The following is a 24,850-nucleotide window of genomic DNA, read 5'->3' as shown; positions in this document are numbered from 1 at the left end:
AGATGAAAACACTCGAACACCGCCGCTTGCAATTCCAAAAACAAGCCGCTTAATATCAAACCCAATAGACGCTAAACCCTCCAGGATTTTTCAAACGCGATTGTCCCAAAAACTTTGACGACGTACATGCCTAAGGCCGGTGAAGCCGAGGACCCGGCTATGGCATTTTTCCGTACCTTGCCGCCAGAAGTTATTCAGGCGTTGATGGGGGTTGATGCCCGTTATCTGGCCTCTGCTTTTGAGGCGATTGAGACACGCGAAGGCGGCTGGGAGCGTTATACGCGGGAAGATCTCGGTTTATCTGCTGCGGATGAGGCGCGTCTGAAAAGTATCATGCTGGATTGATGAATAGTGGTTATGCCCCAGTGGTTGCTGGGGCATAACGCATTGTGAAATGTCGGGTCAAATAACGGTTTAAGGGGCGTAAAGTAGCCGGGGCTGAAATTATCCATTCTGATTTACAGGGGGAGCGGCGATGGTGCTTATGGTGTGCATTTCCAGATTTTGTGCAGGCTGAGTGCGGAAGACCCTGAAACGAAACCATAGGTAAGATGAAAAAGTTGTCACCAAAACAACAGCCGCTGAGACGTAACAAACCAGATTAAAGAAACTCAGCCAGTCGAGATTCAGGCTCATAAAGTTCTTAATGAGCATAAGTGCAACGCTGCCGCCATAGCCTGACGCATCGGCCACATACATGAAAAATGCGGCATTTCCCGGTAACCGTAACGCCGCCGTCAACCGGTCTGCCAATACCGCATTATAGGGGACGTATCCCATATAAACGCCCGCTCCTACGGCGATCATCCACCATACCGGATCCATGTAACCAGCTTGAAACGCAAAGGTGACACCGGCAATAATGATGGCTCCGGCCATAATCATCCAGTGATAGGTCAGTACCGCCGAACGGTTATTTTTGATTAGTGCCGTAAGGCCGAATAATACAAGAACCACACCGGCTACCGGCAGTTCAGAGAGAGCGAATATCGAAGGCGTGTCGCCGAACCCCAGTGCTCCCCAAAGCTCAACGGCGAAATTATCGCGGAAGTCGCGTAAGGCGGTAAGCACAATATAGGCGACGACCAGCATCAAAAGCCCAACCCCGGTCACCGCCAGAAAGGCCGCACGCTCGGGCTTAAACATGGGCTGACGTTTCACCCGTTCAGCGACATCTTTGGCGTCGGGTGGCGGGGTTTGCGCCAACAGCCATACCGACACGGCTAACAGGGGTAAAAACAATGCGCCGGTTGCGGCAGGCATCCATAATTCCGGTAAACCATAATCGACAATCAGTGCCCGCCCCACAGCCTTTACTGCGCCAGATGAGACAATAAAGCTGGCGCACAGGCCTGCGCCAAGAATCTCACTCATACGACGGCCTTCGAGATAGGCAAACACGAGCCCCCAGATCATCCCCAGAGGCAAACCACTCAGGAAAATGGCGGCAATTTTCCAATTGCCGGGCAGGACGGCAAAGAGGATCAGACCCACCCAGGCGGTCAGGATAAAGCCGAGTATCATCCAGGGTCTATGTGTTTCTGAGGCTTCGGTGACGACCTTGACGCCAATCAGCTTTGATGCGGCATATCCGAGCACCTGAGCGATCACCATGGCGATCTTGAAATCGAGCAAAAATCCCCAACCCTCTACGCCTTCATAGGTGGCGGCTGTCAGGGGCTTGCGAAACGCATACATACAAAAATAGGTGATGAAAGCCGCGCTCAGGGCGTAGAGTCCCACCCATACATGGCCCGCACGCGCCAAGGCCCGCGTAATAGAAGTGGTCAAAATCGGCTCCTTCCCATAGGCCGCGAGCCTTATGGGTTAAGTGAATTTATTGACCGATTTCATAACTATTAATTATAACGATTAAATGACGATGCGCCGGATAAATCTCTATCCTTGCAGGGCATCTATCAGATAGCGATCCAGAAACACCTCTATCGAATGGGTGACCGCTTTCGGGTCCTTGGCCCTGTCGTCAATGCGGCGCAGCGCGATAGCTTCATCTGCGCTGGGGGTGTTGAGAAAGTCTTTTTGTTCGGCTGCGTTCATGCGTCCGCCCTGAAGGGCCAGAGACAAGGCAGAGTCCCTTGACAGAGACGCCTCATAGCCGTCTTCAACGGCGCAAAGATAACGCTTGGCAGCCACGTGAAGCCTTACGGGTTCGCTAACTTCGGCGGGGAAATGTTCGGCCAGCCACTGCGCGCCCAGGTCTTCGTGCTGATCATCGACGCCGTCTTCTGCGGGCGCTTCGCCCAGACGATGGACCATGTGACCCACATCATGCAGCAAACAGGCCATGATCAGCCCTGCTGAAAAGCCCTGCGCTTCGGCATGTTGCGCCGATTGCAGGGCGTGCTGCAACTGATTGAGATCGTAAAGTCCGTAGGCGCGGCTGCCATTGTCCAGATACAGACGACGGATTTCCTGTTTCAGGGATTCAGCGGAGGCTGGGTTTGTCATAATCATAATATATCTAAATGTTGATTTGATTTATATATATTATACTGATCTCAGAGTCCTTCCGCAAGTCCGACAAAGGCTGAAACCGCAGGAATCTCCAGACTTTCGCGCAAACTGACGACGTAAACCCCGACCTTGCGCGACAGGCCACGTATGGCCAGTGCCTTAAGCCGTGTGTCATCGCCAATTTCCCCATCAAGCACAAAGCCAAAACCGATTCCGTGCGCGACGGCTTCTTTAACGGCTTCACGGCTTTCGACGGTCAGCACCGGCTCAAAAGGGGTATGGGCGAGCGTTAGCGCGGCTTCGCTCAGGGTCCGCGTCGCCGATCCGTCTTCACGTGCCACCAAAGCCAGACCGGACAACTCGTTGACCGCTATGTCACTACGTGAGGCGAAGGGATGATCGGATGGCACCAGCAGATTAAGCCCCTGTGGCGCGATCATCTGACAGGCAAATGCCGGCTCCGGCTCCATAAGGGTGACAATCGCCGTGTCTATGCGGCATTCCTGAAGATCGTTTCGTAGCCCTTCGGTATTGCCGTGTCGGGCCATCAACTCGATTTCCGGATAGGTGCGCATGAACTGACCGATCAGTTTCATGGCTACGGGCGGAGTGGAGTAGCCGACGACGATGCGCCCGCGCTTTAAGCTGTTGAACAGATTTGCTGTATTTTCAAAATCAGTCATCCGGCTAATGACCAGACGTGCGCGGGTATAAAGTTCTTTGCCGGCATCCGTCAGAAGCTGGTTCTGTGACCTGCGGTGCAAAAGCCTGACGCCGCAGGCCTGCTCAAGGGTGATGATCTGATTGGAGATATTGGGTTGCGACACCCCCAGTTCGGCCGCAGCCCGCGAAAATGACCCCAGATCAACCACACTGACGAAAGCCCTTAAGGCCCCTATCGACAGGCCGGAACTTTCACGGCGGCGGTTGGGGCGGTCTGAACTTTCATCTGGCGTTATGGGCGGCGTAGTCATGGGCGGTTCTCATAATAACAAACAGATTCTTTGAACAAGCTATAACAGATAAATATGTCTGAAAATCATGACCGTCGCCACATAGCCAAATAGTTTACATAAAAAACCTTCCGGTGCCGAAACACCGGAAGGTCGTTCAGGATGTTTGTAAATTAGTAGCTGTAGGCAAAGCGCAGGATGAAGTTACGACCCGGCTCCATATAGTCTTTCTGATAGGTCGGGTTCTTACCCTTGGTGGTGTAATAGCGGTGACCATCAAGGATGTTCTGAATGTCGAAATCAACCGACAGGCCCGGACGAATGACGTAGCGTGTATGCAGGTCAAGCGACTTGTTTGGCTGGACCCATTTGTCGATAGCGTTGTCGCGCGTATCTTCGATATAGGCGCCTTGATACTGATAGCTGAGCTTGGCTTCAAAGCCGTACTTCTGATAGGTCAGCGAGGCGTTATAGATCAGATCGGGCGCTTGCAGGAACGAGATCGGACGCCCGCGACGATAGGCCAGACCGGTTTCCGCTGTCGAGTTCTGCGTGGTGACATTGGCTTCGACACCGAACCCGTCGAACGGGGCCTGAAGACCTTCAAACGACTTGATAAGCGTCAGTTCCACACCGGTGATGGTGGCGTCTTCACCATTTTGCGGCTGGGTGATGGTGATCGTGCCTTCCTTAGTGTCGGCATTGACCGAACGGCCATTGGTGAAGATGAAGTTCTTGATTTCCTTATGGAAGAAACCAATCGACACCATGCTGGAACGGTCCGGATAATATTCCGCCGACAGGTCGAAATTGACCGCTTCGGCAGGCTTCAGGTCAGGATTGCCCCGGCTGATGGCCACGATTTCATCAGTCACCGGATCACGGCTGACGCTTTCTCCGCGTGAAATATTGGCATATTCAGGACGCGAGAAGCTCGTCCAGATCGCCCCGCGATAAACCAGATTGTCACCGGCACGGTAAACAGCGGTCACGCTGGGCAGGAAGTTGGTGTAATCGGCCTCGGTCTTGCCAAAGCCCGACACGCCGCCATTGCTTTCATCTTCGTTGATCCAGCTTACGTTTTCAACCTTGGTATGCTCAACGCGGGCACCGGCGATGACTTCCCAGTTACCGGACTTCATATTAACCAGACCGTAAGCAGCGTAGATGGTTTCGTTACCTCGCTTGTCGTCCCGGTTCAGGTCTTCAAAGCTTTGCACCACCGGATAGGTGCCGCGGGCGTCGTTGATCAGCGAAACGACCCTGTCACGGTTCATGATTGAACCAAAATAGTAGCGATCCTTGAAGAAGCCGTCGATCTGACGCTCGACCAGACCGGACTGCGCCAGAGTCTGGTTGACCATCGGCAGGTCAGCCATGTCGTCTTCATCATATTCCCAGATCGGCGTTGAATCGTATTCACGCTCGGATTTCAGATATTTGAAACCACCCTTCACATGATCGATAAAACCGCCCATTTCATATTTCGCATCCAGTTTCAAAGCTGTACGGGCGTCAGACTGTTCGCTGCGATCCATCCATGCGCCTGAAAACGGCAGCAGGTCATCACGTTTGGCGACATCGGCGGCATAGGCCGGAAGCTGCGGCAGCGGGAAGCGCGGATCGGCTGACGACCACAGAATACCGGTCGAGGTAAACATCGGATCGGTGTCGCACTTATCGCAGTCATAATTGATGCCATAGGACAGCGGCGTACCCTTTTCACCGTAGGAATAGCTCAGGTCGTAATCGAGGGTCAGGCGGTCATAGCGGCTTTGGCCACCGATATTGAGGGTCGCCAGAGACGATTCCTGATCCTGGGATTCGTGCGTACGGGCGAACTGCATGGCCTGCGGGTCCCAGACGCCGGAACGCCCAAAGAGTGACCAGTAGGAATTACCCGATCTGCGGTCGGCGTCGGTGATCATATCGTCGCCATCACGGTCAACAATCTGATCAAGCCCGTACCCATAGACATTGCCTTTAACCGGATCATAGCCTGTGATCATCTGATCGGGTTGCAGCAGTCCGGTGTCTTCAAGATTAACCTGCGTCAGACGCGGAGTCGTGCGGCTGCGGAAGTCGGTATAGTCATTCGTCGCTGTACGGTTCAGCTTTGAATACTGACCACGCAGATAAAAATCGTGCTGATTGCCGCGATAATCGGCCGAGAAATTGCCACCGAAACGTTCCTGCTCACCACGGCGGTAATCGAGATTAACGCCGGGCAGATACAGGGTACGGTCATCAATTGTTTCTTCGGAATCCTTGCGCCAGATATAGGGTTCCCACTCACCGTTATTTTCCGACTCTTCGTTGGTGTAGTGGCTTTTGCCATAGTTAAAAGAGCCAAACAGACCAAAGCGGCCATCACCAAAACGGCGGGCGGCATCGATTTGAAGCTGACTGTTGGAGGACTCTTCACCCTGCTTGTCGGCACGGTCATTCATGCCGTAGGTGCCAAACACGCGTACCGTTGGCTTTTTGAAATCAAAGGCTGTTGGTGTGGTGAAATTGACTGAGCCACCGATGGCGTCGCCATCCAGATCCGGCGTCAGGGTCTTATAGACCGAGATCGCCTTCAGACCATTGGGCGGCAGCACCGTCATCGACATCTTGCGCGAATTCGAATCGGTCAGGGCGACACGCACCCCATTGATCGAATAGGCATTATAGGTGCTGGCCAGCCCGCGCACCGACACATATTCGCCTTCGCCGGTTTCCTGATTGACCACCACATTGACGCCGGCGATACGCGCCAAAGCGTCGGCAACATTGGCGTCGGGCAACTTACCCAGATCATCCGCCGAAATGACGTTTACTACGCCTGTAGCCTTCTTTTGTTGCTCAATCGAGTTGGCATTCGAAAGGCGTTGACCGGTGACGATCACTTCGGTTGTTTCGTCGTCACTGGCTATCGCGGCAAATGGCAGGCCCAGACCCAGAGCCATAAGACTGACGCTGGTCAGGGCGGCGATCTTGCGTCCTGAAAGCGGGAATGAGAGGTTAGACATTGATATCTCCATGAAGGCTGAACCGGCGTGTGTCAGGCACACACCGACCCGCAACCGCCCGACGCTGTGTTCGGACGGAATGAAAAAACGGTGCATCCGGTTCGTCATGTTGTTGGACGTGCAAACCGGACAATTTTAATTGGGCGTTACGTCACCGAACTGACCGCTGCCTTTTAAGTTTACCCCCGTTGGCCGCGATCAGTATAATTTATACAAATGAGGCAGGTTAATTCATACATTTATCGTATGACGGTTTGTTGACGCTTTAGCGCTTATCGTTACGTGGCAGCACACTAAATACATCACGTAAATGGCCGTCGGCATCGACCATACGGGCTTCAATTTTTTCAGGGCTGACATGTAAGCTGACATAGTGGTGCGCGCGCACGGTCTTAGTGGAGAACCACGGTTTGTTCGGTGCGAAATCTTCCAGATTGCCGCCCAGACCGCCGACCTGCACATAGGTAATGCCCGTCTTCGGGTCAGCCTTTTCACCGCGTACCGGCCAGCTACGTTCATAAGCATGAAGGTGGCCAAAAAACACAAGATCGACATTGTGCTTTTCATACAGAGGCACGAAATCCGCCTGAACATCCGAATCGCCATGACGTGAACGGGTGCGGAAACTATTGCCGTAATCATCATCGTCGGATGTCCGTACATCCTGATGGTGCATGACGATTTTCCACCGGCTTTTTGAAGCCTTCAGTGCCCCGTCAAACCAGGCTTTTTGCCGTTCACGGAAGCCTGCACTTTCTTTTTCGCGTTCATCCAGATTGGCATCGAGCACGAAGATTTCCACGTCGCCATAAACCATTGAGAAATAGCTCTCCGGCTGAGGCTGGCGGTGATAGTGATTATACCAGTGCAGTTCGCTCTCGCCATTACCCGGTGTGGCGATGACCGGCACACGGCCAAAGAAATGGCCCATGCCCGTGAAATATTCGTGCGTCCATTCAAAGCGATTGGTTTTTGAACCGCCGTCCGTCAGGTCGCCGACAATAGCCAGAAGTGCGGGGCGTTCTTCCCACATCAGCTCGGCCATACGATTGTTAATATGTGGACGCGCTTCGGTATCGCCGGAAATAACCATCACGAAGGGCTGACCGGCCGGAGGGGCGGTTCGGAAAGACAGCAGGCCGGAATCAATCGTTCCGCCTTGCGCATCCTTTGCCGTCACGCGGTAAAAATAGGGGGTATCCGGCTTGAGACCCTCTAGCTTTAATCCATTGAGGCGCGCATTTGCGCTTAAGGGAACGACCTTGAGCGTATCTTCTGTTTCCCCGTAGGCGACTTCAGCCACAGCGACGCGGTCGAACTCAAACGACAGTTCAATCGAATCGGTCTGTGGCATGTTTAGATAGGGCGGTTGGGTGAAATGGAAGCGGTCAGCATACAGGATGCCGTCCTCAACGCGCTGGGCATGGGAGGTAAACCGTTCGCTGATTTCAGCAGCGTTTAAAGCGCGTGGCTCGATACCTGCCATATGCACCAGATTGGCAGGCTGCATAAAGGCTTCATTCGACAGATAGCTGTCCAGACGCACCTGACCGCCCTGGCTGTTTGCCGTTGCTTCCCCTATCAGGGTGCCATTGTTATACAGACGCAGGGTTTTGCCTTCGCGCACCAGCACCAGATGGTGCCAGCGCCCCTTGAAGGCTTTGTCGCGCATCTTATAGGTCTCGAGTTTGTCAGTGCCGCCAAAGGCTGCTGTGCGGTCATAATACCCAAAACGCGCATCGCCTACGCTCATCAGCACACCAACCGGTTGATTGACATGATCAACCAGCCATAGCTCGGCAGTAAAATCACCGGTAACGGCGTCGGCCTTAAGTGTTTGCGAATGGCTGGCGGTGGCACCGAAAAACAGCGGCGCAGAGGATAGGGGCTGTGCGATCACTGGCCCGCTATATGCCTTAATTGGCAAAAGCGCGGCGCGGCGTGGCAAGTCATAACCGGTTTCCAGTCGCCATTGTTCAGCAGCGACCGGCAGGGCGCTTGTGGCCATCAGCAAGGTGAGGCAGAGGGTTGCACGGGTGTGGAACATTTGAATGCTATCCTGAGAATAATCAAAATTAGTTTTAATTATAGTTATAAATTTGTTATGCGACATTGCTATGAAGGTTGGCGAAAATTAAACCGGAGCCAGCGCCTTGGCCTTACTTCATTACGACCTTCTGATAATCGGCTCAGGTATTGTCGGGCTGGCCCATGCATTAGGGGCGCAGCAGCGTGGACTTAAGGTCGCGGTCTGTGATCGTCACGCAGCGCCTGTGGGCGCCTCGATACGCAATTTCGGTTTCATTACTGTTACGGGGCAAAGTGCCGATCAAACCTGGGAAAGGGCGCGCCGCAGTCGGGATATATGGGCTGAACTGGCGCCGCGAGCCGGTATAGATATCGTGCATCGCGGTCTTCTGGTTACGGCGCAGCGCCCTGAGGCCATGACGGTGCTGGAAGCATTCAGGGTGCATCCAATGGGTGTGGATTGCCGGATTCTTACCCCCAATGAAGTGCGCGATACTTATGCAGGACTAACAGGTGAGGCGTTATGTGGCGCACTCTATAGTCCGCATGAGCTACGCGTCCATTCACCCACTGCCATTTCCCGTCTCATTGACTGGCTGAAATCACAGGGCGTGACCTTTCATTTTGAGACCGCCGTTACGGCTATTGACCCGCCATATATATCGACCGCACGCGGTGACATCTGTGCTGAAAGCATAGTGGTTTGCCCCGGTGATGATCTCAATACGCTTTATCCTGATGTCTATGACCGACATGGTGTTACCTTAAGCAAGCTGCATATGATGCGACTGGCCTCGCCCGGTTTTCGCTTACCCTGTGCGCTTATGTCGGATCTGTCGCTGATACGCTATCGCGGCTATGCCGAACGGCCCGAAAGCGCCGCTTTGAAGCACAGGTTAGAACGCGAGTGCCCCAATGCACTTCGGCACGGCGTGCATCTGATTGTGGTGCAAGACGCGGATGGGGCGCTGGTGGTGGGCGACAGCCATCACTATGCCCGTACGCCTGACCCTTTCTATAATCAGCGCATTGAGGCTCTGATCCTGGAGGAGTTTACACGTGTATGTGGATTTCCTGCACCTTCGGTTATTGAGCGCTGGCTTGGCACCTATCCGAGCGCAGACAATGACATGTTCTGTGAGGCACCGCACCCGCGCGTACGCCTTGTGTCTGTAACCAGTGGCACAGGCGCTTCTACCGCTTTTGCCATTGCCGAAGATACGCTGAAATCACTTTTCTAACTGATAAGGAACGCCTGACATGACCCCTAAAGCCGTCATTTTTGACTGGGCTGGCACTATGGTCGATTTCGGCTCGCTGGCACCCGTTGTTGCCATGCAGCATGCTTTCACACAGATGAATGTACCTATTACCGAACCGGAAGCTCGTCTGCCGATGGGACAGGCCAAGCGGGATCATGTTCTTAGTATACTGGCCATAGAGCGGGTGCGTCAGGCGTGGATCGAGCAGTATGGACAGGCCCCTGCCGCTGCTGACGCAGATCATATTTTTGCCAGTCTTGACAGCCTGATGCGCGAAGCGGGTGCAGCCCGTGCTACGCTTATTCCCGGCGCGCGCTCGACCTTTGATCAATTACGCGCCAAAGGTATTCGCATAGGTTCGACCACCGGTTACACACGTCCGATGATGGTTCCCATTCAGAAGGCGGCCGCGGCGCAAGGCTATGAACCGGAAATCATCGTCTGTGCCGGAGAAACCCTAAAGGGGCGTCCGGCACCGTTGATAATCTGGAAGGCCATGGTGGAACTGGGGGTTTATCCGGCAGCGGAGGTGGTGGTGGTGGACGACTCCATCGCAGGCATCGAAGCGGGCAGGGCGGCAGGATGTTTTACCGTCGGTATTGCCGCCAGCGGCAATGGGGTGGGACTTGATCTGCCTCAGTTTCAGGCCCTGAGCGCATCAGAACTTGCCGCGAGGGTGCAGGATGCCCGTGAAGCCTTATTACGTGCAGGCGCAGATAAGGTGATTGATACGGTTGCCGGTCTGCCGGATGTCATTTGCTTATAACAGAGTTGAACTGTTGGGGCGTGGTCAGCGGTAAAGGGCAGATTATACTAATCCATTGCCGGGACGGTGAAACAGCAGCCCCGCCGTTCCACCTCAAGTGGACCTTTCTCAAGCCAGAGTAAGTAACGGCCCCGGTGATAAATAGGCCTATATGTAGTTAAGCAACTGGAAGCCTTTTGACTCAATCCGGATCATGCCAATTATAATTTCACAATGAATTTGTAAGTTAATTCTGCAATGCGCCCATTGCGGACATTTGACGACTACCGAACCGTCTAGTCAGATTCCCAGCCAGACAGTTGAACACGGCCCCAATGGCAAACGCCGGTGCCTCGACTCCGCCGCCGAAAAGCTCGATGATACCGCTGGAACCGAGCTCAATGAGCTTCTGAAGCAGGCTTTGATTCCCCGGCCCCATGAATTTTCTCAATAGCCGTCAGAAATATCCATTCTGGCGACGTGAATTCCAAAGCGATCCGCTGGAGCATTCCTTTGGAGAGCTTGATTTCCGATCCGTCTGGGGCTGTCACGTCGAACGCATAGTCCGACTCTTCATCGCACGGCGTCACAGAATAGATGGTTCCGTCATCTAAGAACCATTGATCAGGAATTTCCCACAAAACCATCAAATACAAATCACCCCAAATGAACTCAAACAGCGCCCCCTCATCCTCAATCGAAAGCGTGTACGGGCTATATGGCGTCCAGGCCAGACCTGCCTTCATTTCGTTCAACGAAAATGCCATCGGCTTCACCAAGGGGATTTGACCAATTGTTTGGTCCAGAGGCACTCGTTCGTCAGCGAGCGCCAGATAATACAATCCCGCCTCGGGTGAACACCACGCGCCTCCAGCCCGCCGTGCCGCCGCGATGCATTGATTCATCGCTGGGACGTGAGTAATCTCCAGTCTTTGCGGGCTACGCCGCTGGATTCTCGGTAGGCCACGAAGCCCCTCAGCCTCGTCATTTTCAAAGAAGGCTTCGAGCAGGCGAATGGCATTACGCTGCCGTCGACCGCGGGGCCCTAGCTCTCCGGCCTTCACTTCGATCATCTTCGGATCTGGGCCTTGGAGGAGGCAGATGTCGCCATGTCTAATTGTATTGGTCAGATCCGCTAGCAAAGCCGGGACACCTCGGTCGAGTAGGCCATAGAGCATCGCAAGCTCAGTGACCAACCCCTCCTTCTCAATCAAAAAGCCGGCATCCTGTTTGGCGTTCAGATTGTGCGTGTTGAAATGCGTATGTTTTAGCGCAAACTTATCGAGATATGCGAAGGCGATTGCGTCACCGAATGTCCGCCAGTTGTAGGCGAGGTGTCGGAAGCTGGCGATGCGCTCTTCGAGTTCCAGCCGAACGTCATCGTCCGTTGCGGCTTTGAGAAACGCCTTGGTCCGCCGTATCTTACGCTCACAACGACCCACTTCACGTAATAGCAGCTTTTGAAGCAACCTCAGCGGCGTAAGCTTTTGCGGGCGAACGGTTTCGCCCAGCTGCAGGTGGAATGCAGCCCGTTTGACTTGCTGTAGCAGACCGTGAGCTCTTTTGAATGACGCGCGCCGTCGCTTGAACATGCCTCCCCCTTTCACGTTCAGGAACTCGACCCAAGCCATCACTTACAAGCCTCTGAACAAACTGAATTAAAGTTTACATTCAGTCCAGTCCATCATCGGCACAATACAACGTTATGCATCGGACCAGCCTATCACGGATGTCCGCTTTCACGGTAATGCTGATTAGGTTTCATGTCCGGAAAGGGCGCAAATCGGTAGATCCTATTTGGCCTAACTACACCGTCGCTGCGAAAATGGCCTCTGAACATTAAAGGGGCACCAGATTCCGGTAGGAGTGGGGGTAGACGGCCTCGATTGCGACGTCTCTGTCAGATTTATGATCAACATCCAGAAACACCCTTGACCCTCTAGTGGCTACAGACTGTATGGCCCGGCATGTATTCATTTGCCGAGGTCGATCGTGCGTACTTTCAAACAATTTCTCGCCCAAAGCACGGCTTTTGCCGCGCTCGCGGCGCTCTCGCTGTCAGCAGCGTCCTCTGTGTCCGCCCAGAACCGCGAAGAACATGAGGACCACGACGAGGACGACGTGACGGAAGTCATCGTCCAGGCGACCCGCGCCGGACGTAAGCTTCAGGATGAGCCGATCCGCGTGGAGGTGATAAACCGCGAAGAGATCGAAGAAAAGATCGCTATGATGCCCGGCAACATCGCGATGCTGGTCAGCGAAACGCCGGGCATCCGGGTGCAGGTGACGTCGCCGTCACTGGGGGCATCCAATATCCGGATGCAGGGCATGAAGGGGCGCTACACGCTTCTGTTGACCGACGGACTGCCGCTCTACGGCGGCCAGTCCCTGGGCCTGTTGCAGACCCCGCCCACCGATCTGGGACAGGTCGAAGTCATCAAGGGTTCGGCCTCGGCGCTCTACGGCGGGTCTGCGCTGGCGGGTGTTATCAATCTGGTATCGCGTCGCCCAAGCCCTGAACTTGAATCCGAGCTTCTGTTCAATGTGACCAGCCGAGGCGGTCAGGACCTGACGGCCTATAGCTCCGCCCCAATCAGCGAACGCCTGAGCTATTCGATCACGGGCGGCTATCACCGGCAGGATCAGAACGATATCGACGGCGATGGCTGGATCGATATGGCGGGGTATGAGCGCTGGACCTTGCGACCGCGCCTGTTCTGGTATGGAGACAATGGTGCCAAAGCCTTGCTGACACTGGGCGCTATGACCGAACAGCGCGATGGCGGGACCGTCTCCGGTCGCACTGTGCTGGACGGCACCTCTTTCCGCGAGACCCAAGATAGCCGTCGGATGGACGCGGGCCTGACCGCGCAAACACCGGTCGAAGGCATCGGCACGCTGCATGTTCGCGCCTCGACGCTCAGTCAACGCCACGATCATCGCTTTGGTGAGGCGACGGACCGCGACAATCACAATACGACGTTTGTCGAGACCTCCCTTACCGGGGAAAAAGGCAGCACGTCATGGGTCGCGGGTCTGGCCTGGCAAGGCGATCGCTATCGTTCCAAGCGCTATAGCGGCTTCAATTACGACTACACCGTGCCGGGGGTGTTCGGTCAGGTGGAACAGAAGTTCGGCGATCTGACGCTGGCCGGCAGCGCGCGGCTGGATGATCATAGCGAATTTGGTTCGCAAGTCAGCCCACGCGTCTCGATGCTCTACCGTCCTGGCAACTGGACGGTGCGGGCTTCGGTCGGGCGGGGTTATTATGCGCCGACGCCGTTTGTGGAGGAGATTGAGGCGGCCGGTCTGGCGCGCCTGTCACCGCTCGGGCGCCTGAAGGCCGAGGAAGCGCAGACGGCGTCTGTTGATCTGACCTACACGGCAGGACCGCTGGAAGCGAATATGACGCTCTTCGGTTCGGACATCGACAATGCCGTCCAACTTCAGGAGACCAGCGACACCAGCGTGCGGCTGATCAACGCGATCGGTGTCACCCGCACGCGCGGTTCGGAACTGCGCCTGCGCTATCGCCACGAGGCCTTCTCGCTGACTGGCAGCTACGTCATCGTCGATGCGACTGAGACTGATCCAGCTACCGGCCTGCGCAGAGATATGCCGGATACGCCTAAGCATACGGGCGGCCTGGTCGCCATGTGGGAAGAAGAAGGCAAGGGCCGTCTCGGCTTCGAGGCCTACTATACCGGCCGCCAAACTCTCGAAGACAATCCGTATCGCGCGGAAGGCAAGCCCTACTGGGAACTGGGGGCCATGGGTGAGGTCAAGCTCGGTAAGGTCAGCCTGTTCCTGAACCTGGAGAACCTGCTCAATGTCCGCCAGACCAAGCACGATCCGCTGGTGCGGCCGCGCCGCGCCGCAGACGGCCGCTGGACCGTCGATGCCTGGGAGCCGACCGAGGGCTTTACCGCCAATGCCGGGCTTCGGGTCCGCTTCTGAATGTTTCCGGCATCCGCTATATGTCCGGATTGGGCGCTAAGTAGTCAAGAAACGAATGGTAGCCCCTTATGGGAAGGGGTCGATTTCGTTGACGATAGCATCGGTGCTGCCATCGAACTCGCTGGCAGGCACAACACTCAGTGTGCCATCGCCAGCACGAAAAACGATGATGGAAACCATGAGGGTCGTGGCAAGGCTGTAAGCGAAAGCGTGGGCACTTTTATAAGACATTTTTTCCGGCTCCTGTTTGGAGGCGGGGACCATTCCCCGCTCGACAGGCACCCGTGAGATTTTCATACGTCCGCGATCACCGCCCGTAGCAAAGCACGGGCGGCCAGCACGCTGGCGTAGCAGACCCTTTAAGGGTTGATCGTCTAAGTACGGAAGGAAATCAGGGTATGGCCTCAAAGAGCGGGGTGGTTTCAGCCCCACCGGGGCCGGAAGTGTCATCTAATGTCCTGATGAGATAGGCGGTGCCACGACCCTGATGGTTACCTTTACAGGAAATGGGGCGACAGAAACGCAAACAGGGGTGACCAAAGCCACCCCTGCGCCAGATCAATGTTATTGTGTGACGAAGTGCTGAACGTCCTCATCGTCTTCGCCGGCACACTCTTCTTCGTCCCCGGAGTCGTCTGACAGGAAGGCGGGGAGGGGTTCGTCTTCAGCGATGTCATTAGTGTCCGACGAAGCGCTATTGTCATATTGACCTGCCGGAAGTCGGAGAAGGTCCGGCAACCAGCCACTGTCTGCCAGCAGGCGCTGCGCCTCAACGGCCATATCGCCTTTTTTCAGGTGTTCAATGAGCTGGGCAGGGCGTTCGCCAACGCCTTCACGCACCGCTTCCAGTATCCGGGGCTTAGTGACCCGTCCAAGATAATTCGCCACCGTCGGTCGCCATCCCGCATCTACCATATCGAGACCCGTCGCCTGAGCCAGACGATCAGCATGGGCAAAGCGTCCCTGTAGTCCGCGCGCACTGATACCGGCCCCGTAAGGATTGACTTTTTCGTGCAGGGCATTAACGCCGAAAGAAACGCAATGTGCCAGCAGCATTAGTCTTGTGGTATCATCCAGACCGTTCAGCCAATCCCACAGTTCCTCATCACCGGTCGGGATATCCGACTGCCAGGCTTCATGACGTTCAGCGATATTACGGGCAGACAGGCTTTCCTTCAGGTCATCAGACTGAAACGGGAAGCTTGCAGAGCGTATACTGGCTTCCAGACACCCTGTATCCGGTCTGTGCCGGAAGCAGTCCGATACCAGCTTATGCAGAAGCAGGGTCAGGGCGACGTGCGGATGATGGGCCACATTATCGCGCAAGGCCAGCGTCCGGTGAGCCGTCAGTTCTATAACCAGTCGCTCCGGCAAGGGCTTGAGTGTCGTTTCGTCCTCGTCTTCGGCAGACGCTGATTGCCCGTCGATGGTAATAGCAGGTGCCTGATCGACTGAGAGAGAGGTGTGATGCGCTTCTGTCGAAGACATATCTGCTTCCTGCGCATTGGCCAGAGCTTCATCTTCAGGCCGGACATAGCCGCGCCGGATGGACAGGCCGCCCTCAGAGTCAAGGCTCAGGAAAACCCCGCCGATGGCGATATCAGAAGGGGCATAGATGGCGGGGCGGTTATCGAAGGCTTCCAAAGCCGCCTCGATTTCGCCGAGGCGTTGGTCAACCTCGCCCGGGAACTCATCACAGCTTTCATACTCTTCGTGAAAAGCGTCATATTCCGCCTGTAAGGTTTCCATCTCAGCCTGTTCGGCCTCTGTATAATGGGGACCATCGGCTGACAGACGACGCAGGCCGTTCTCAATGCCGTAGGGAAAATCCACGGCAGCTTCAATCCACTTCCAGCCTTCGGCGCCGATCTCATCGGCGGCAGCCTTGAGTTTGTCGTTGGTCAGGCGATCAAGCAGACCGACATCCTGTAACCAGCCGCCATTGTCCCCCTGGAACAGGTCCCGAAGAACTTCACCGCCAGCGGCCTCATAAGCCTCGATGCCTACAAAGCGGGCACGACGATCGTAGGCGGGAACCGAGATTTCGGTCAGCATACGCCGGATATGATAAGGGTCTTTCTGCCAGCCTGTGCGGATGGTTTCCCAGACCTGTTCCTGACGGGCATGGTCCCCGGAGACGGTAAATGCCATCAGCTGTTCCAGCGTCATTTCGTCTTCTTCGTATGCGACAAGCAGGGCAGGGGACACAGAAGCTAAACGCAGGCGCTGTTTGACAACCTGAACCGTAGTGAAGAAGGCTGCCGCAATAGCTTCTTCGGTCATGCCTTTTGTCCGCATATCCAGAAAAGCGCGAAACTGGTCGAGCGGATGCAGGGCAAGTCTCTGGGTGTTTTCCGCCAGACTGTCATCCTCAGCGAGAATATCGGTATTAAGCTCACGCACGACGCAAGGCACGGGCGCGGTCTTTTCCAGACGCTTCTGCTTGACCAGCAGTTCTAGCGCCCGGAACCGCCGTCCACCGGCGGGGACTTCAAACTGGCCGGTCTCCTGGCCGGCATCATCGCGCACAGGGCGAACATTCAGACTTTGAAGCAGGCCGCGGCGGCCAATATCCTCAGCCAGTTCCTCAACAGATAGACCGGACTTGACGCGGCGGATATTGGACTGAGACAGGACCAGCTTGTTGAAGGGGATGTCACGTGAGGAAGACAGAACGATTTTCTGAACAGCAGCGTTCATGGGCTTAACTCCATGACGGGTAGTCAAGAGCCTCTCTCTCAACCTCCAACCCGTCACGGAAATCTTCCCTGACCTTTTCCTCTTGATGGTGCCCAACGCAGGGGCCAACTACAGGAGTAAGGACGCATCCACAGACTGATGGGTAAGAGCGACAGTCATCGCTTTACGTTTGTTCTGCGCATCCATACACAAACGGCACTCTATGGGACCTTTACCTATGAACAGCGAGGCGCTTGACCTTGATGTCGTCCTCATGGGCACGGGTCTGTGCAAGTTCATAGGCCGTTTGCATACACAAAAGCGTGTCTGCCTTAATCCCAAAGGCCTTTTCAAAACGGATAGCCATGTCAGCAGACAGGTTGGCATTGGCGTTGAGCAATGCGCTCAGTGCTTGCCTTGAAACACCAAAGTGCTCCGCCAATGATGTAATGCTCAGCCCTGTTGGATCGACAATTTCTGTTTTCAGCCAGTCACCCACATGAATGGCGAGGGACGGGTGCATCTTAAGAGCCATGATAGTCCTCCAAATTCATATCGATCAGCGCACCAAGGTCGTTTATACGAAAGGTCAGACGCCAGTTTCTTGTCACCGTCAGTGATCAGGTTCCCTTTCGGTTTACCGTCAGTTCGTTCAATCCATAATTGGTAGTTGTCATGGTATATATATGAGCGGACAAAAGTTTTTAATAAACCGCCGTTCTATCACAGCGCCTCATCGGCGGTTTCCAACTGGTGTAGGCGGGTTATTGTTGCGGCCCTGATCGATTCATGGATATCGATATGGAAGCCTGAAGGCATCAGGTTGATGGCTCTCTCAAGTGCGGGCAGGGCATCACGCTGCACGTCTTCAATCACCTGCTTGATGATAGTGGGGCCAAGACCGGCCTGTTTTGCGGTTTCGACAAAATGCCGTCCATGAATACGCAAAAGCTCATATTTTCGACTGTCCCCGACACTCATGGCGAGTTTATATTTATTATGGGGTATCCGTTTAGCATCAAAGGCGGGTTGGGCGCTCAGGACGTCATAAAAAGGCGTGAGTTCAAAACGTCCGCCCGGGCGCAGAAAGAGGCTGAAGTTCTTGCCGTGTCCGTCTGTAGCCCCTATCAGCCAGAAAATTATCTGGCTTTTGAGGAAAGCCGCCTGATCCCTTAGGGGATCATCGCTGCCCCCCAGCCGTTTCAGAATATCGATAATGCCGGGGCCGCCCTGATTTTGGTATTTGCGGGCGGGGGGTATGGATAGGGCCTGACAGAAATCCTCCTGCGGCAAGCGCAGCAGCCTGTCAGAGTTTACCCATGTCCGATCAAATCGCTCGACGACCAGAGCTTTTCGGTCACCAAATCTGGCGATTTCGGTTTGGGCGACCTGAAGGCTGAAGCCTTCCAGAACTTTCAGACAGTAGTGTTCATTCTCGACGCTGTTGGACAGATCAATCAAACCCCAGGGGGTGGGTATCTCGCCCAGTTGCGGTTTGAGGATATGTGTGGTGGGTGTTGTGCCGGTGGGCCGCTTCCACTGACCTTCGTGAAAGAGCAGGGCGGTCTTTTCCTGTGCGCCAGCCACAGAAATGCGGAATTCATGGTCGGTATCTATACCCAATGGCGTGCGGGTGAGATTGGCCAGCAGGGTTTCGATGTCTGTATTGCTTATTATCTCACCTGTGATCGGTTCCAGAGCACTGATAGCAATATCATCCGGAAGGAACTGCATCGCGCCCACACAGTCGCGACCGATCTGTTCCAGCAGGCTGTAAGGGTCAATGCCTTGTGCACCGGTTTTCTCTGCCACCAGACGACGCACATCCGGATTATCGGGCAGGAGGTTTTCAAAAACAGCGACCACGGCTTCGCCCCGATAGGCTGATGGCCTTGGGGACAATGACAAAGACACCGGGAAGTGGTGAGGCCAGTTCAGCCAACTTTCGTCATATTGGAAAGATATCCCTCCACCGGAGTCTTTTACCAGCCGCCCAACCAGACGGTTATTGATAAGGATGTTCAGGGGGCGATGGATTTTGCGCCGGCCCATCAGAAGATATCCCTGATATCGGCAGCGGAGCTTTTTGTGCGCGGCCCTATGGTCATCTCCAGATCAAGTGCCGCCAGCAACTCGCAGATTGTACCGACTTTGGCACCCTCATGACCGTTTTCGATGCGTGAGATCAGTTCCTGCCGCAAACCGGTGCGAAGGGCGAGATCTGTCTGGCTCAAGCCCTGAGCTTTACGGTGTGCCTGTATGATTTGTCCCACCTGAATGGCGGATCGAGCGAGCGCGGTCATAATAGTATCTCCTCGCAATCATTATGCCGCAAATCGCATAATACCGCAATATTCTTCTTTCGGCATAAAGTGATAATATGTTGAAAATAGAATAAATGGGAATTATGCGCATTTGCGTATCTGCGCATCTGCAAGATTGTCAAGTCCTGCATACCTAGGCCAGATTGGCAAAGTCACTTTACGACCACCTTCCACAAATGATCCACTCTAAGTATTATAATACAATCTGTGGATTAAATGCGAATTGGTTGCATTAGATGTTGCATCACGGAATCTCTATGCTTAGGTTCTCGCAACAGTAGCGTTCACACCCTTGCAATTTATCTGAAGGTAGCTGGCGAGCATGGACTTCGCGGCAATGGCGGAGCTTTGCGCGCCTAACGTACATATCGATACCCTGCACCGGATTGCATCGGTTGAATCGAGTTTCAACCCCTATGCTATCGGGGTGGTCGGTGCACGCCTTGAACGTCAGCCAAAGACCCTGGCAGAGGCTATGGCGACAGCAGAAATGCTTGAAAATAAAGGATATAACTACTCCATAGGCCTGATGCAGGTGAATAAGAAGAACTTCGCCCGCTATGGTCTGACGTGGCGAACCGGCTTTGACGTATGTGCCAACTTGCGGGCAGGCGCGCAGATTCTGGAGGACTGCTACCGCCGTGCCGGTCATTCCGCGACCGCTTTAACGGACGCTTTCTCCTGTTATTACACCGGTAATTTCACGGCAGGCTACAGGTTGGGATATGTCGCCAAAGTTGTATCTGTGCAGCCGCCACTAAGTCTGTTTGATCTCGCACCTGCAACCGCTCCGGTTGTGCCGCGGCTTTCCGTTCAGACATCTGTACCTCGAAGTCTGAGGGTCGCTGCGGACACCCGCAAGGCATCGGCGCCTAAAGGGCACGCCCTGTTTGTCTCGTCGGTTGATGCCAGTACGCCTCCTTCGGCGTCAAATCATGAGCCGCCTTCAACCCCATTATCAGATCAGCCGGTTTCGGCATTGCTCTTCTAGGGAGATATTATGGATACTCTTACGCGTCACAAAATTGCCCGTTTCGGTTCACTTGTGGGGTTCGCGCTGATCTGCGCTACACCTGCCTATGCGCAGATGGCGCAACTGACCTCAGGCCTTAACTGGATCAGAACCACAATTACCGGTGTGGGCGTGGTGATCATCATCATCGCCCTGATGTGGGTCGGCATCAAGATGATGTTCCAGCACGCCAAATGGTCGGAAGTCGCGCACATCTTCTTCGGGGGCATTCTGGTGGGCGGTGCGGCGGCTATCGGCCCGCAGCTGTTCTCCGGCGGTTCGGGCACCTGACATATGACTTCGTACCGCGACCCCGTGTTCAGAGGCTGCACGCGCCCGCCGATGTTCTTCGGCGTGCCGATGACGCCGTTTATTCTGCTCACGGGGTTTGCGGTGCTTCTCGGTATGCTGGCCCTGTTTGTGAACGCCTATCTGACGATCCTGATCATAGCCGTTTATCTGCCGGTCTATGTCTGGATGCGGATGCTCACCCGACAGGATGACCAGCGCCTGAACCAGCTGATCGTGCGCCTGCGAATGCGGGCGCGTATGCAGGGCAGTCGCCGCCACTGGGGGGCGCTGACCTATACGCCGCTAAAATACAAAAGACGTTAGAGCATGAAGCCCAAAGCCAGACTCAAAACAGCGGTTACCGATCAGGTGCCGGTGGGGGACTATATTCCCTTCGGCAGCCATCTGCGGCCCGATGTGATTCAGCTTCGCCGCACAGGTGATCTGGTCGCCACATGGAAATTACGCGGGATCAGCTTCGAGTCACAGGATGAGGCGGACATTGCCGCCCATAAGGAAAGCCTGACCAATCTGCTACGCGGCCTTAATGGTGGACAGGTGGCCTTGTGGTCTCACAAGGTCAGACGGCAGGTATATGAGCGTCTGGGCGGAGACTATGACAATGCCTTCGCGCGCAAACTGTCGGAAGATTATTACCGCCGATTTGACACACATCGTCAGATGCGGACGGAACTCTATTTAAGTGTCGTCTATCGCCCGAACGCCGGGAAGATTCCCAATATCTTCGGCAATCTGTTCGGCGGACAGAAGCGTAGCCTTCAGGAGATCAGAGCGCAGACCCTTGAAGCACTGGACGGGCTTGAGGACGTTGCCCAGATGGTGGAACGGTCGATGGCGCCGTACCGGCCGGAACGCCTGACCACCTATGCCAGAGGTGATGTTACCTGTTCAGGCCTTCTGACCTTTTTCGGCTATCTGACGAACGGCGTCTGGGAAGATATTCCCATACGTCATGCCAGCATAGACCAGTATCTGGCGACCAGCCGCCTACACTTTGGTGACCATAACGGGCGCTTGCAGATCGTTCATCCCGCAGCCCAACGGTTTGCCGGATTTCTGGACTTCGCTGACTATCCCAAATGGACAGAAAGCGGCATTGCCAATGCGGTTCTCTATTCGGACTTTGAATATATCGAGACGCAGTCGTTTTCGATCCTTAACCGGCGTGATGCGCAATCGGCGCTGGAGCGGCAACGCGGACAGATGCACGCAGCGGAAGATGCCTCCGAGACGGAAATCGTGGAGATTACCGAAGCGCTGGACGATCTGATCGCCGGTCAGATCGAGGTCGGGGAATATCACTATTCACTGGCCATCCTGACGGAGACACAGGATGCGCTCGGCAAGGCCATGTCCGAGGCCAGAGCCGTCCTGCAGGATCAGGCCGGATTTAAGATGTCGGTGATCGACGTGGTACCGGAGGCGGCCTGGTTTGCGCAACTGCCCGGCAACTGGGACTTACGCCCGCGTGAGGCCAAGCTGACCAGCCGCAATTTCGCAGGCTTGTCGCCGTTTCATAATTTTGAGACGGGCAAACGTAACGGTAATCCGTGGGGCGAAGCGCTGGCGCTGTTCCAGACGCCCAGTGGTCAGCCCTATTATTTCAACTTTCATGTGTCACCGGCCAGCCGGGATGCTACCGGTGAAGCCCTTGCAGGCAACACCTTCATTTGCGGCACGACTGGCTCTGGCAAAACCGTACTGCAGACAGCACTTCTGGCCTTCGCCTTAAAATATCAGGGACTTCGTGCCGTGTGCTTCGACAAGGATCGGGGCATGGAGATCGGTATTCGCGCGCTGGGCGGCAATTATCGCGCTCTGGAACGTGGTGAGCCAACCGGCTTCAATCCGTTCCGGCTGGAACCGACCGAGGACAATATCCAGTTCTGTGAGCGGCTGGTGAAGCTGCTGGTCGGCGGGGACGTATCGGCACGTGACGAAAATGAAATCGCCCATGCGGTCAGAACGACGATGAGCGATCATGTCAGCCGCGATGTCCGTTGTTTGTCTCTGGTCTGTCAGAATCTGTCGGCCATAGACGATAACTCCTTACAGGCACGCCTTCGCAAATGGCTGCGTGGCAATACACTCGGCTGGGTGTTCGATAATGATCGTGATGAACTGGATTTCAGCACGGGTCGGGTGTTCGGGTTCGACTACACGGAATTCCTTGATGATCCCGAAGTCAGAACACCGGTCATGGCCTATCTGCTGCATGTCACGGAGAACCTGATCAATGGCCAGCCATTCCTCTACATTATGGAGGAGTTCTGGAAGCCGCTGATGGACAGCCATTTCAGTGACTTCGCCCTGAACAAGCAGAAAACCATCCGCAAACAGAACGGTCTCGGGCTGTTTGTGACGCAAAGCCCGTCTGATGTGCTGACCCATCCGATCGGCAAGACAATGGTTGAGCAGAGCGTTACGCAGATCTATCTGCCCAATCCGCGTGCTGACCGGTCTGACTATGTCGGGGGGTTCAAGCTCAGCGAAGCCGAATTCGAGGTGATCCGCAATCTAGGTGAAACCTCACGCACCTTTCTGGTCAAGCAGGGCCAGACCAGCGCCATCTGCCGTTTTGATCTGTCGGGCATGACCGACGTTCTGACCGTACTGTCCGGCACGACCGAGAACGTGAACCTGCTCGATGAGGTCCGGCAGATGACCGGCGATGCGCCGGAAAACTGGCTGCCGGTATTCCTGAATGAGGTTCACAGACGTGCACATAGGAGAGTGGATTTATGAAGAAGGCATATCTCACTGTTGTTTTCATTGCAGGCCTGTCACTTACGGCGCAGCTGTATCCGGCACAGGCAAGACGGTCAGCCCTCAACGACGTTCAGTTTGACGGCGTAACCTCTGATCGTGGTTTAAAAACAGCCGGTATCACCCGTGAGAAATGGCTGGAAATCTACCCTCGTCAGGCGCGTGAATATTGGGATGCATGGGATTGTGAAGGCAAGTCCTGTGATAGCCAGTGGAAAGCCAATATCCGTGCAAAGGCGAGATTAGTCCCACGCCCGAAGGAAAAGTCTGCCTCTAATCCCGTGAAACCGAAACCTTAAGGGGCGGCTGATGGCTATTCATTTTCTTGAGAGTTTCGAGAACGGCATGGACTCCCAGCTTGCGGGCTTTGTGAGCAGTACAGTTGCCAATCTGTGTGCCATTCTCGCGCCGGTCGTCGCCGCCGGTATCGTCATTTACATCATGCTGATCGGCTATGCCGTAATGCGCGGCGAAGCAAAAGACAGTTTGCACTCATCCGTGTGGAAAGTAGTCAAATGGTCATTGGTTGCAGGTGTAGCTTTAAGCGCCGGCAGTTTTAATACCTATATTGTTGGCGGATTGCACGGTATCGAGTCCGGCCTCTTACAGGCGACAACCGGCGCAACTAATGGCGGGCAATTACTGGATGCCACACTGAACCAGTTTCTCGAACTGGGGAAGAAGCTATTGGAACATATGCAAGCCGACAGTTTTGGCGGCGTACTTCCGAACTTCGGCGTGGCCATTTGTGTACTGATACTGGCGATTGCGACCTGCATATTTTTTGGCTTTGCGGTTTGCGTACTGATGCTGGGGAAGGTTGCTGGCGTATTGGTTATCGCTCTTGGTCCGGCATTCATCGTGACACTGATATTCCCGCCTATTCAGCGCTTGGCCGATGCCTGGCTATCGGCCGCCATGAATACCATCATCATTAAGGTACTGGCGGGTATGATTTTGGCGATCAGCACGCTCTTTCTACAGAAAGTAACAGAAAACATTGTTACCCATTTTGATGAGACGGCGCTTTTTATGGATATGCTGCAAATCCTAATCCTGTCCGTCGCCTTCGGCTTTATCCTGGGCTACATCCCCATGCTGGCGGCGTCATTGGTGGGCGGTTCACCCATGCCACATATTTCTGCCCCGCGATTACCGCGGTTCAACCGCCGTTCCCCATCCGGTTCTTCGCAAGGCGGTGGCGGTTCTATGCAGCCAGCCGGTGGCAATGCCAGTCGCCAGAGCGGTCGTAATTCGACCTCCGGCGGTGCAGTGCCGGCCTACCGTCGCAACGCCATAAGATATCTCAACAAATAGGTGATC

At 54.9% G+C, this 24,850-nt stretch carries 21 protein-coding genes; 10 read left to right on the top strand and 11 right to left on the bottom strand.

Going from position 1 to position 24,850, the window contains the following annotated elements; translation table 11 throughout:
- The first annotated feature begins 159 nt into the window (after positions 1–159).
- The gene (locus tag E5201_RS14630) at positions 160–345 is read left to right on the top strand and encodes a tyrosine-protein phosphatase (RefSeq protein WP_181404669.1); all 186 of its coding nucleotides are present in this window, start codon (positions 160–162) and stop codon (positions 343–345) included.
- A 99-nt stretch (positions 346–444) separates the two neighbouring features.
- Here the strand turns inward: E5201_RS14630 and E5201_RS14625 are convergent, their stop codons facing one another.
- From E5201_RS14625 to E5201_RS14605, 5 genes are all read right to left on the bottom strand, one after another.
- Positions 445–1,791 carry a DUF5690 family protein gene (locus E5201_RS14625; protein ID WP_181404668.1) on the bottom strand — a complete coding sequence of 449 codons (1,347 nt, stop codon included), beginning with the start codon at positions 1,789–1,791 and terminating at the stop codon, positions 445–447.
- Between the two features lie 108 nt (positions 1,792–1,899).
- Positions 1,900–2,469, bottom strand: a complete 570-nt coding sequence (locus E5201_RS14620) for an HD domain-containing protein (RefSeq protein ID WP_140987188.1) — start codon at positions 2,467–2,469, stop codon at positions 1,900–1,902.
- A 50-nt stretch (positions 2,470–2,519) separates the two neighbouring features.
- Entirely contained in the window at positions 2,520–3,449 is a 930-nt protein-coding gene (locus tag E5201_RS14615; RefSeq protein WP_140987187.1) for a LysR family transcriptional regulator, read from the bottom strand.
- A 152-nt stretch (positions 3,450–3,601) separates the two neighbouring features.
- Positions 3,602–6,538, bottom strand: a complete 2,937-nt coding sequence (locus E5201_RS14610) for a TonB-dependent receptor (RefSeq protein WP_246050819.1) — start codon at positions 6,536–6,538, stop codon at positions 3,602–3,604.
- 169 nt (positions 6,539–6,707) lie between these two features.
- Positions 6,708–8,489 (bottom strand): metallophosphoesterase, encoded by a 1,782-nt coding sequence (locus tag E5201_RS14605; RefSeq protein WP_181404667.1) that lies wholly within the window; start codon positions 8,487–8,489, stop codon positions 6,708–6,710.
- Positions 8,490–8,595: 106 nt separating this feature from the next.
- Between E5201_RS14605 and E5201_RS14600 the strand changes: the two genes are divergently transcribed.
- The gene (locus tag E5201_RS14600; protein WP_140987185.1) at positions 8,596–9,711 is read left to right on the top strand and encodes a TIGR03364 family FAD-dependent oxidoreductase; all 1,116 of its coding nucleotides are present in this window, start codon (positions 8,596–8,598) and stop codon (positions 9,709–9,711) included.
- A gap of 19 nt (positions 9,712–9,730) precedes the next feature.
- Positions 9,731–10,498: a phosphonoacetaldehyde hydrolase gene (gene phnX, locus E5201_RS14595; RefSeq protein WP_140987184.1), complete on the top strand. Its 768-nt coding sequence runs from the start codon at positions 9,731–9,733 to the stop codon at positions 10,496–10,498.
- A 377-nt stretch (positions 10,499–10,875) separates the two neighbouring features.
- Here phnX and E5201_RS14590 read toward each other — a convergent pair whose 3' ends face one another.
- Entirely contained in the window at positions 10,876–12,108 is a 1,233-nt protein-coding gene (locus E5201_RS14590) for a hypothetical protein (RefSeq protein WP_140987183.1), read from the bottom strand.
- Between the two features lie 490 nt (positions 12,109–12,598).
- Here E5201_RS14590 and E5201_RS14585 point away from each other — a divergent pair, with 490 nt between their 5' ends.
- Entirely contained in the window at positions 12,599–14,434 is a 1,836-nt protein-coding gene (locus E5201_RS14585) for a TonB-dependent receptor plug domain-containing protein (protein ID WP_246050818.1), read from the top strand.
- 66 nt (positions 14,435–14,500) lie between these two features.
- Here E5201_RS14585 and E5201_RS14845 read toward each other — a convergent pair whose 3' ends face one another.
- The 5 genes from E5201_RS14845 to E5201_RS14560 form a co-directional block, all read right to left on the bottom strand.
- The gene (locus E5201_RS14845) at positions 14,501–14,665 is read right to left on the bottom strand and encodes a hypothetical protein (RefSeq protein WP_181404666.1); all 165 of its coding nucleotides are present in this window, start codon (positions 14,663–14,665) and stop codon (positions 14,501–14,503) included.
- 333 nt (positions 14,666–14,998) lie between these two features.
- On the bottom strand, positions 14,999–17,134 hold the full coding sequence (locus tag E5201_RS14580) for a ParB/RepB/Spo0J family partition protein (RefSeq protein ID WP_140987182.1): 2,136 nt from the start codon (positions 17,132–17,134) through the stop codon (positions 14,999–15,001).
- A 211-nt stretch (positions 17,135–17,345) separates the two neighbouring features.
- On the bottom strand, positions 17,346–17,648 hold the full coding sequence (locus E5201_RS14575) for a HigA family addiction module antitoxin (protein ID WP_181404665.1): 303 nt from the start codon (positions 17,646–17,648) through the stop codon (positions 17,346–17,348).
- A 188-nt stretch (positions 17,649–17,836) separates the two neighbouring features.
- Positions 17,837–19,165 carry a type II toxin-antitoxin system HipA family toxin gene (locus tag E5201_RS14565; protein WP_140987181.1) on the bottom strand — a complete coding sequence of 443 codons (1,329 nt, stop codon included), beginning with the start codon at positions 19,163–19,165 and terminating at the stop codon, positions 17,837–17,839.
- Positions 19,165–19,416: a helix-turn-helix domain-containing protein gene (locus E5201_RS14560; protein WP_140987180.1), complete on the bottom strand. Its 252-nt coding sequence runs from the start codon at positions 19,414–19,416 to the stop codon at positions 19,165–19,167. The genes E5201_RS14565 and E5201_RS14560 overlap by 1 nt, the downstream gene beginning before the upstream one ends.
- A gap of 343 nt (positions 19,417–19,759) precedes the next feature.
- On the opposite strand from E5201_RS14560, the gene E5201_RS14555 reads away from it, so the two are divergent.
- The 6 genes from E5201_RS14555 to E5201_RS14530 are packed head-to-tail and all read left to right on the top strand — an operon-like array spanning position 19,760 to position 24,844.
- Positions 19,760–20,428, top strand: a complete 669-nt coding sequence (locus E5201_RS14555; RefSeq protein ID WP_140987179.1) for a lytic transglycosylase domain-containing protein — start codon at positions 19,760–19,762, stop codon at positions 20,426–20,428.
- A gap of 9 nt (positions 20,429–20,437) precedes the next feature.
- Positions 20,438–20,740, top strand: coding sequence for a TrbC/VirB2 family protein (locus tag E5201_RS14550; protein ID WP_140987178.1), 303 nt, complete (start codon positions 20,438–20,440; stop codon positions 20,738–20,740).
- A gap of 3 nt (positions 20,741–20,743) precedes the next feature.
- On the top strand, positions 20,744–21,064 hold the full coding sequence (locus tag E5201_RS14545) for a VirB3 family type IV secretion system protein (RefSeq protein WP_140987177.1): 321 nt from the start codon (positions 20,744–20,746) through the stop codon (positions 21,062–21,064).
- A 3-nt stretch (positions 21,065–21,067) separates the two neighbouring features.
- On the top strand, positions 21,068–23,506 hold the full coding sequence (locus E5201_RS14540) for a VirB4 family type IV secretion/conjugal transfer ATPase (protein ID WP_140987176.1): 2,439 nt from the start codon (positions 21,068–21,070) through the stop codon (positions 23,504–23,506).
- The gene (locus E5201_RS14535; protein ID WP_140987175.1) at positions 23,503–23,826 is read left to right on the top strand and encodes a hypothetical protein; all 324 of its coding nucleotides are present in this window, start codon (positions 23,503–23,505) and stop codon (positions 23,824–23,826) included. The genes E5201_RS14540 and E5201_RS14535 overlap by 4 nt, the downstream gene beginning before the upstream one ends.
- A 10-nt stretch (positions 23,827–23,836) precedes the next feature.
- Positions 23,837–24,844 (top strand): TrbL/VirB6 family protein, encoded by a 1,008-nt coding sequence (locus tag E5201_RS14530; RefSeq protein ID WP_140987174.1) that lies wholly within the window; start codon positions 23,837–23,839, stop codon positions 24,842–24,844.
- The last annotated feature ends 6 nt before the right edge of the window (positions 24,845–24,850 follow it).

The sequence above is a fragment of the Asticcacaulis tiandongensis genome (assembly GCF_006475605.1).
In the GTDB taxonomy this organism is placed as follows: Bacteria; Pseudomonadota; Alphaproteobacteria; order Caulobacterales; family Caulobacteraceae; genus Asticcacaulis; species Asticcacaulis tiandongensis.
Note: the sequence above shows the minus strand (reverse complement) of the source record. Positions and strands in the feature narration are given on the sequence as shown.

What these genes read in the sequence shown, in the direction of transcription:
- E5201_RS14630 (WP_181404669.1), top strand. Translation starts at nt 160, where the DNA reads ATGGCATTTTTCCGTACCTTGCCGCCAGAAGTTATTCAGGCGTTGATG.
- E5201_RS14620 (WP_140987188.1), bottom strand. Translation starts at nt 2,469, where the DNA reads ATGACAAACCCAGCCTCCGCTGAATCCCTGAAACAGGAAATCCGTCGT.
- E5201_RS14615 (WP_140987187.1), bottom strand. Translation starts at nt 3,449, where the DNA reads ATGACTACGCCGCCCATAACGCCAGATGAAAGTTCAGACCGCCCCAAC.
- E5201_RS14610 (WP_246050819.1), bottom strand. Translation starts at nt 6,538, where the DNA reads ATGCACCGTTTTTTCATTCCGTCCGAACACAGCGTCGGGCGGTTGCGG.
- E5201_RS14605 (WP_181404667.1), bottom strand. Translation starts at nt 8,489, where the DNA reads ATGTTCCACACCCGTGCAACCCTCTGCCTCACCTTGCTGATGGCCACA.
- phnX (WP_140987184.1), top strand. Translation starts at nt 9,731, where the DNA reads ATGACCCCTAAAGCCGTCATTTTTGACTGGGCTGGCACTATGGTCGAT.
- E5201_RS14590 (WP_140987183.1), bottom strand. Translation starts at nt 12,108, where the DNA reads ATGGCTTGGGTCGAGTTCCTGAACGTGAAAGGGGGAGGCATGTTCAAG.
- E5201_RS14845 (WP_181404666.1), bottom strand. Translation starts at nt 14,665, where the DNA reads ATGTCTTATAAAAGTGCCCACGCTTTCGCTTACAGCCTTGCCACGACC.
- E5201_RS14580 (WP_140987182.1), bottom strand. Translation starts at nt 17,134, where the DNA reads ATGAACGCTGCTGTTCAGAAAATCGTTCTGTCTTCCTCACGTGACATC.
- E5201_RS14575 (WP_181404665.1), bottom strand. Translation starts at nt 17,648, where the DNA reads ATGGCTCTTAAGATGCACCCGTCCCTCGCCATTCATGTGGGTGACTGG.
- E5201_RS14565 (WP_140987181.1), bottom strand. Translation starts at nt 19,165, where the DNA reads ATGGGCCGGCGCAAAATCCATCGCCCCCTGAACATCCTTATCAATAAC.
- E5201_RS14560 (WP_140987180.1), bottom strand. Translation starts at nt 19,416, where the DNA reads ATGACCGCGCTCGCTCGATCCGCCATTCAGGTGGGACAAATCATACAG.
- E5201_RS14555 (WP_140987179.1), top strand. Translation starts at nt 19,760, where the DNA reads ATGGACTTCGCGGCAATGGCGGAGCTTTGCGCGCCTAACGTACATATC.
- E5201_RS14550 (WP_140987178.1), top strand. Translation starts at nt 20,438, where the DNA reads ATGGATACTCTTACGCGTCACAAAATTGCCCGTTTCGGTTCACTTGTG.
- E5201_RS14545 (WP_140987177.1), top strand. Translation starts at nt 20,744, where the DNA reads ATGACTTCGTACCGCGACCCCGTGTTCAGAGGCTGCACGCGCCCGCCG.
- E5201_RS14540 (WP_140987176.1), top strand. Translation starts at nt 21,068, where the DNA reads ATGAAGCCCAAAGCCAGACTCAAAACAGCGGTTACCGATCAGGTGCCG.
- E5201_RS14535 (WP_140987175.1), top strand. Translation starts at nt 23,503, where the DNA reads ATGAAGAAGGCATATCTCACTGTTGTTTTCATTGCAGGCCTGTCACTT.
- E5201_RS14530 (WP_140987174.1), top strand. Translation starts at nt 23,837, where the DNA reads ATGGCTATTCATTTTCTTGAGAGTTTCGAGAACGGCATGGACTCCCAG.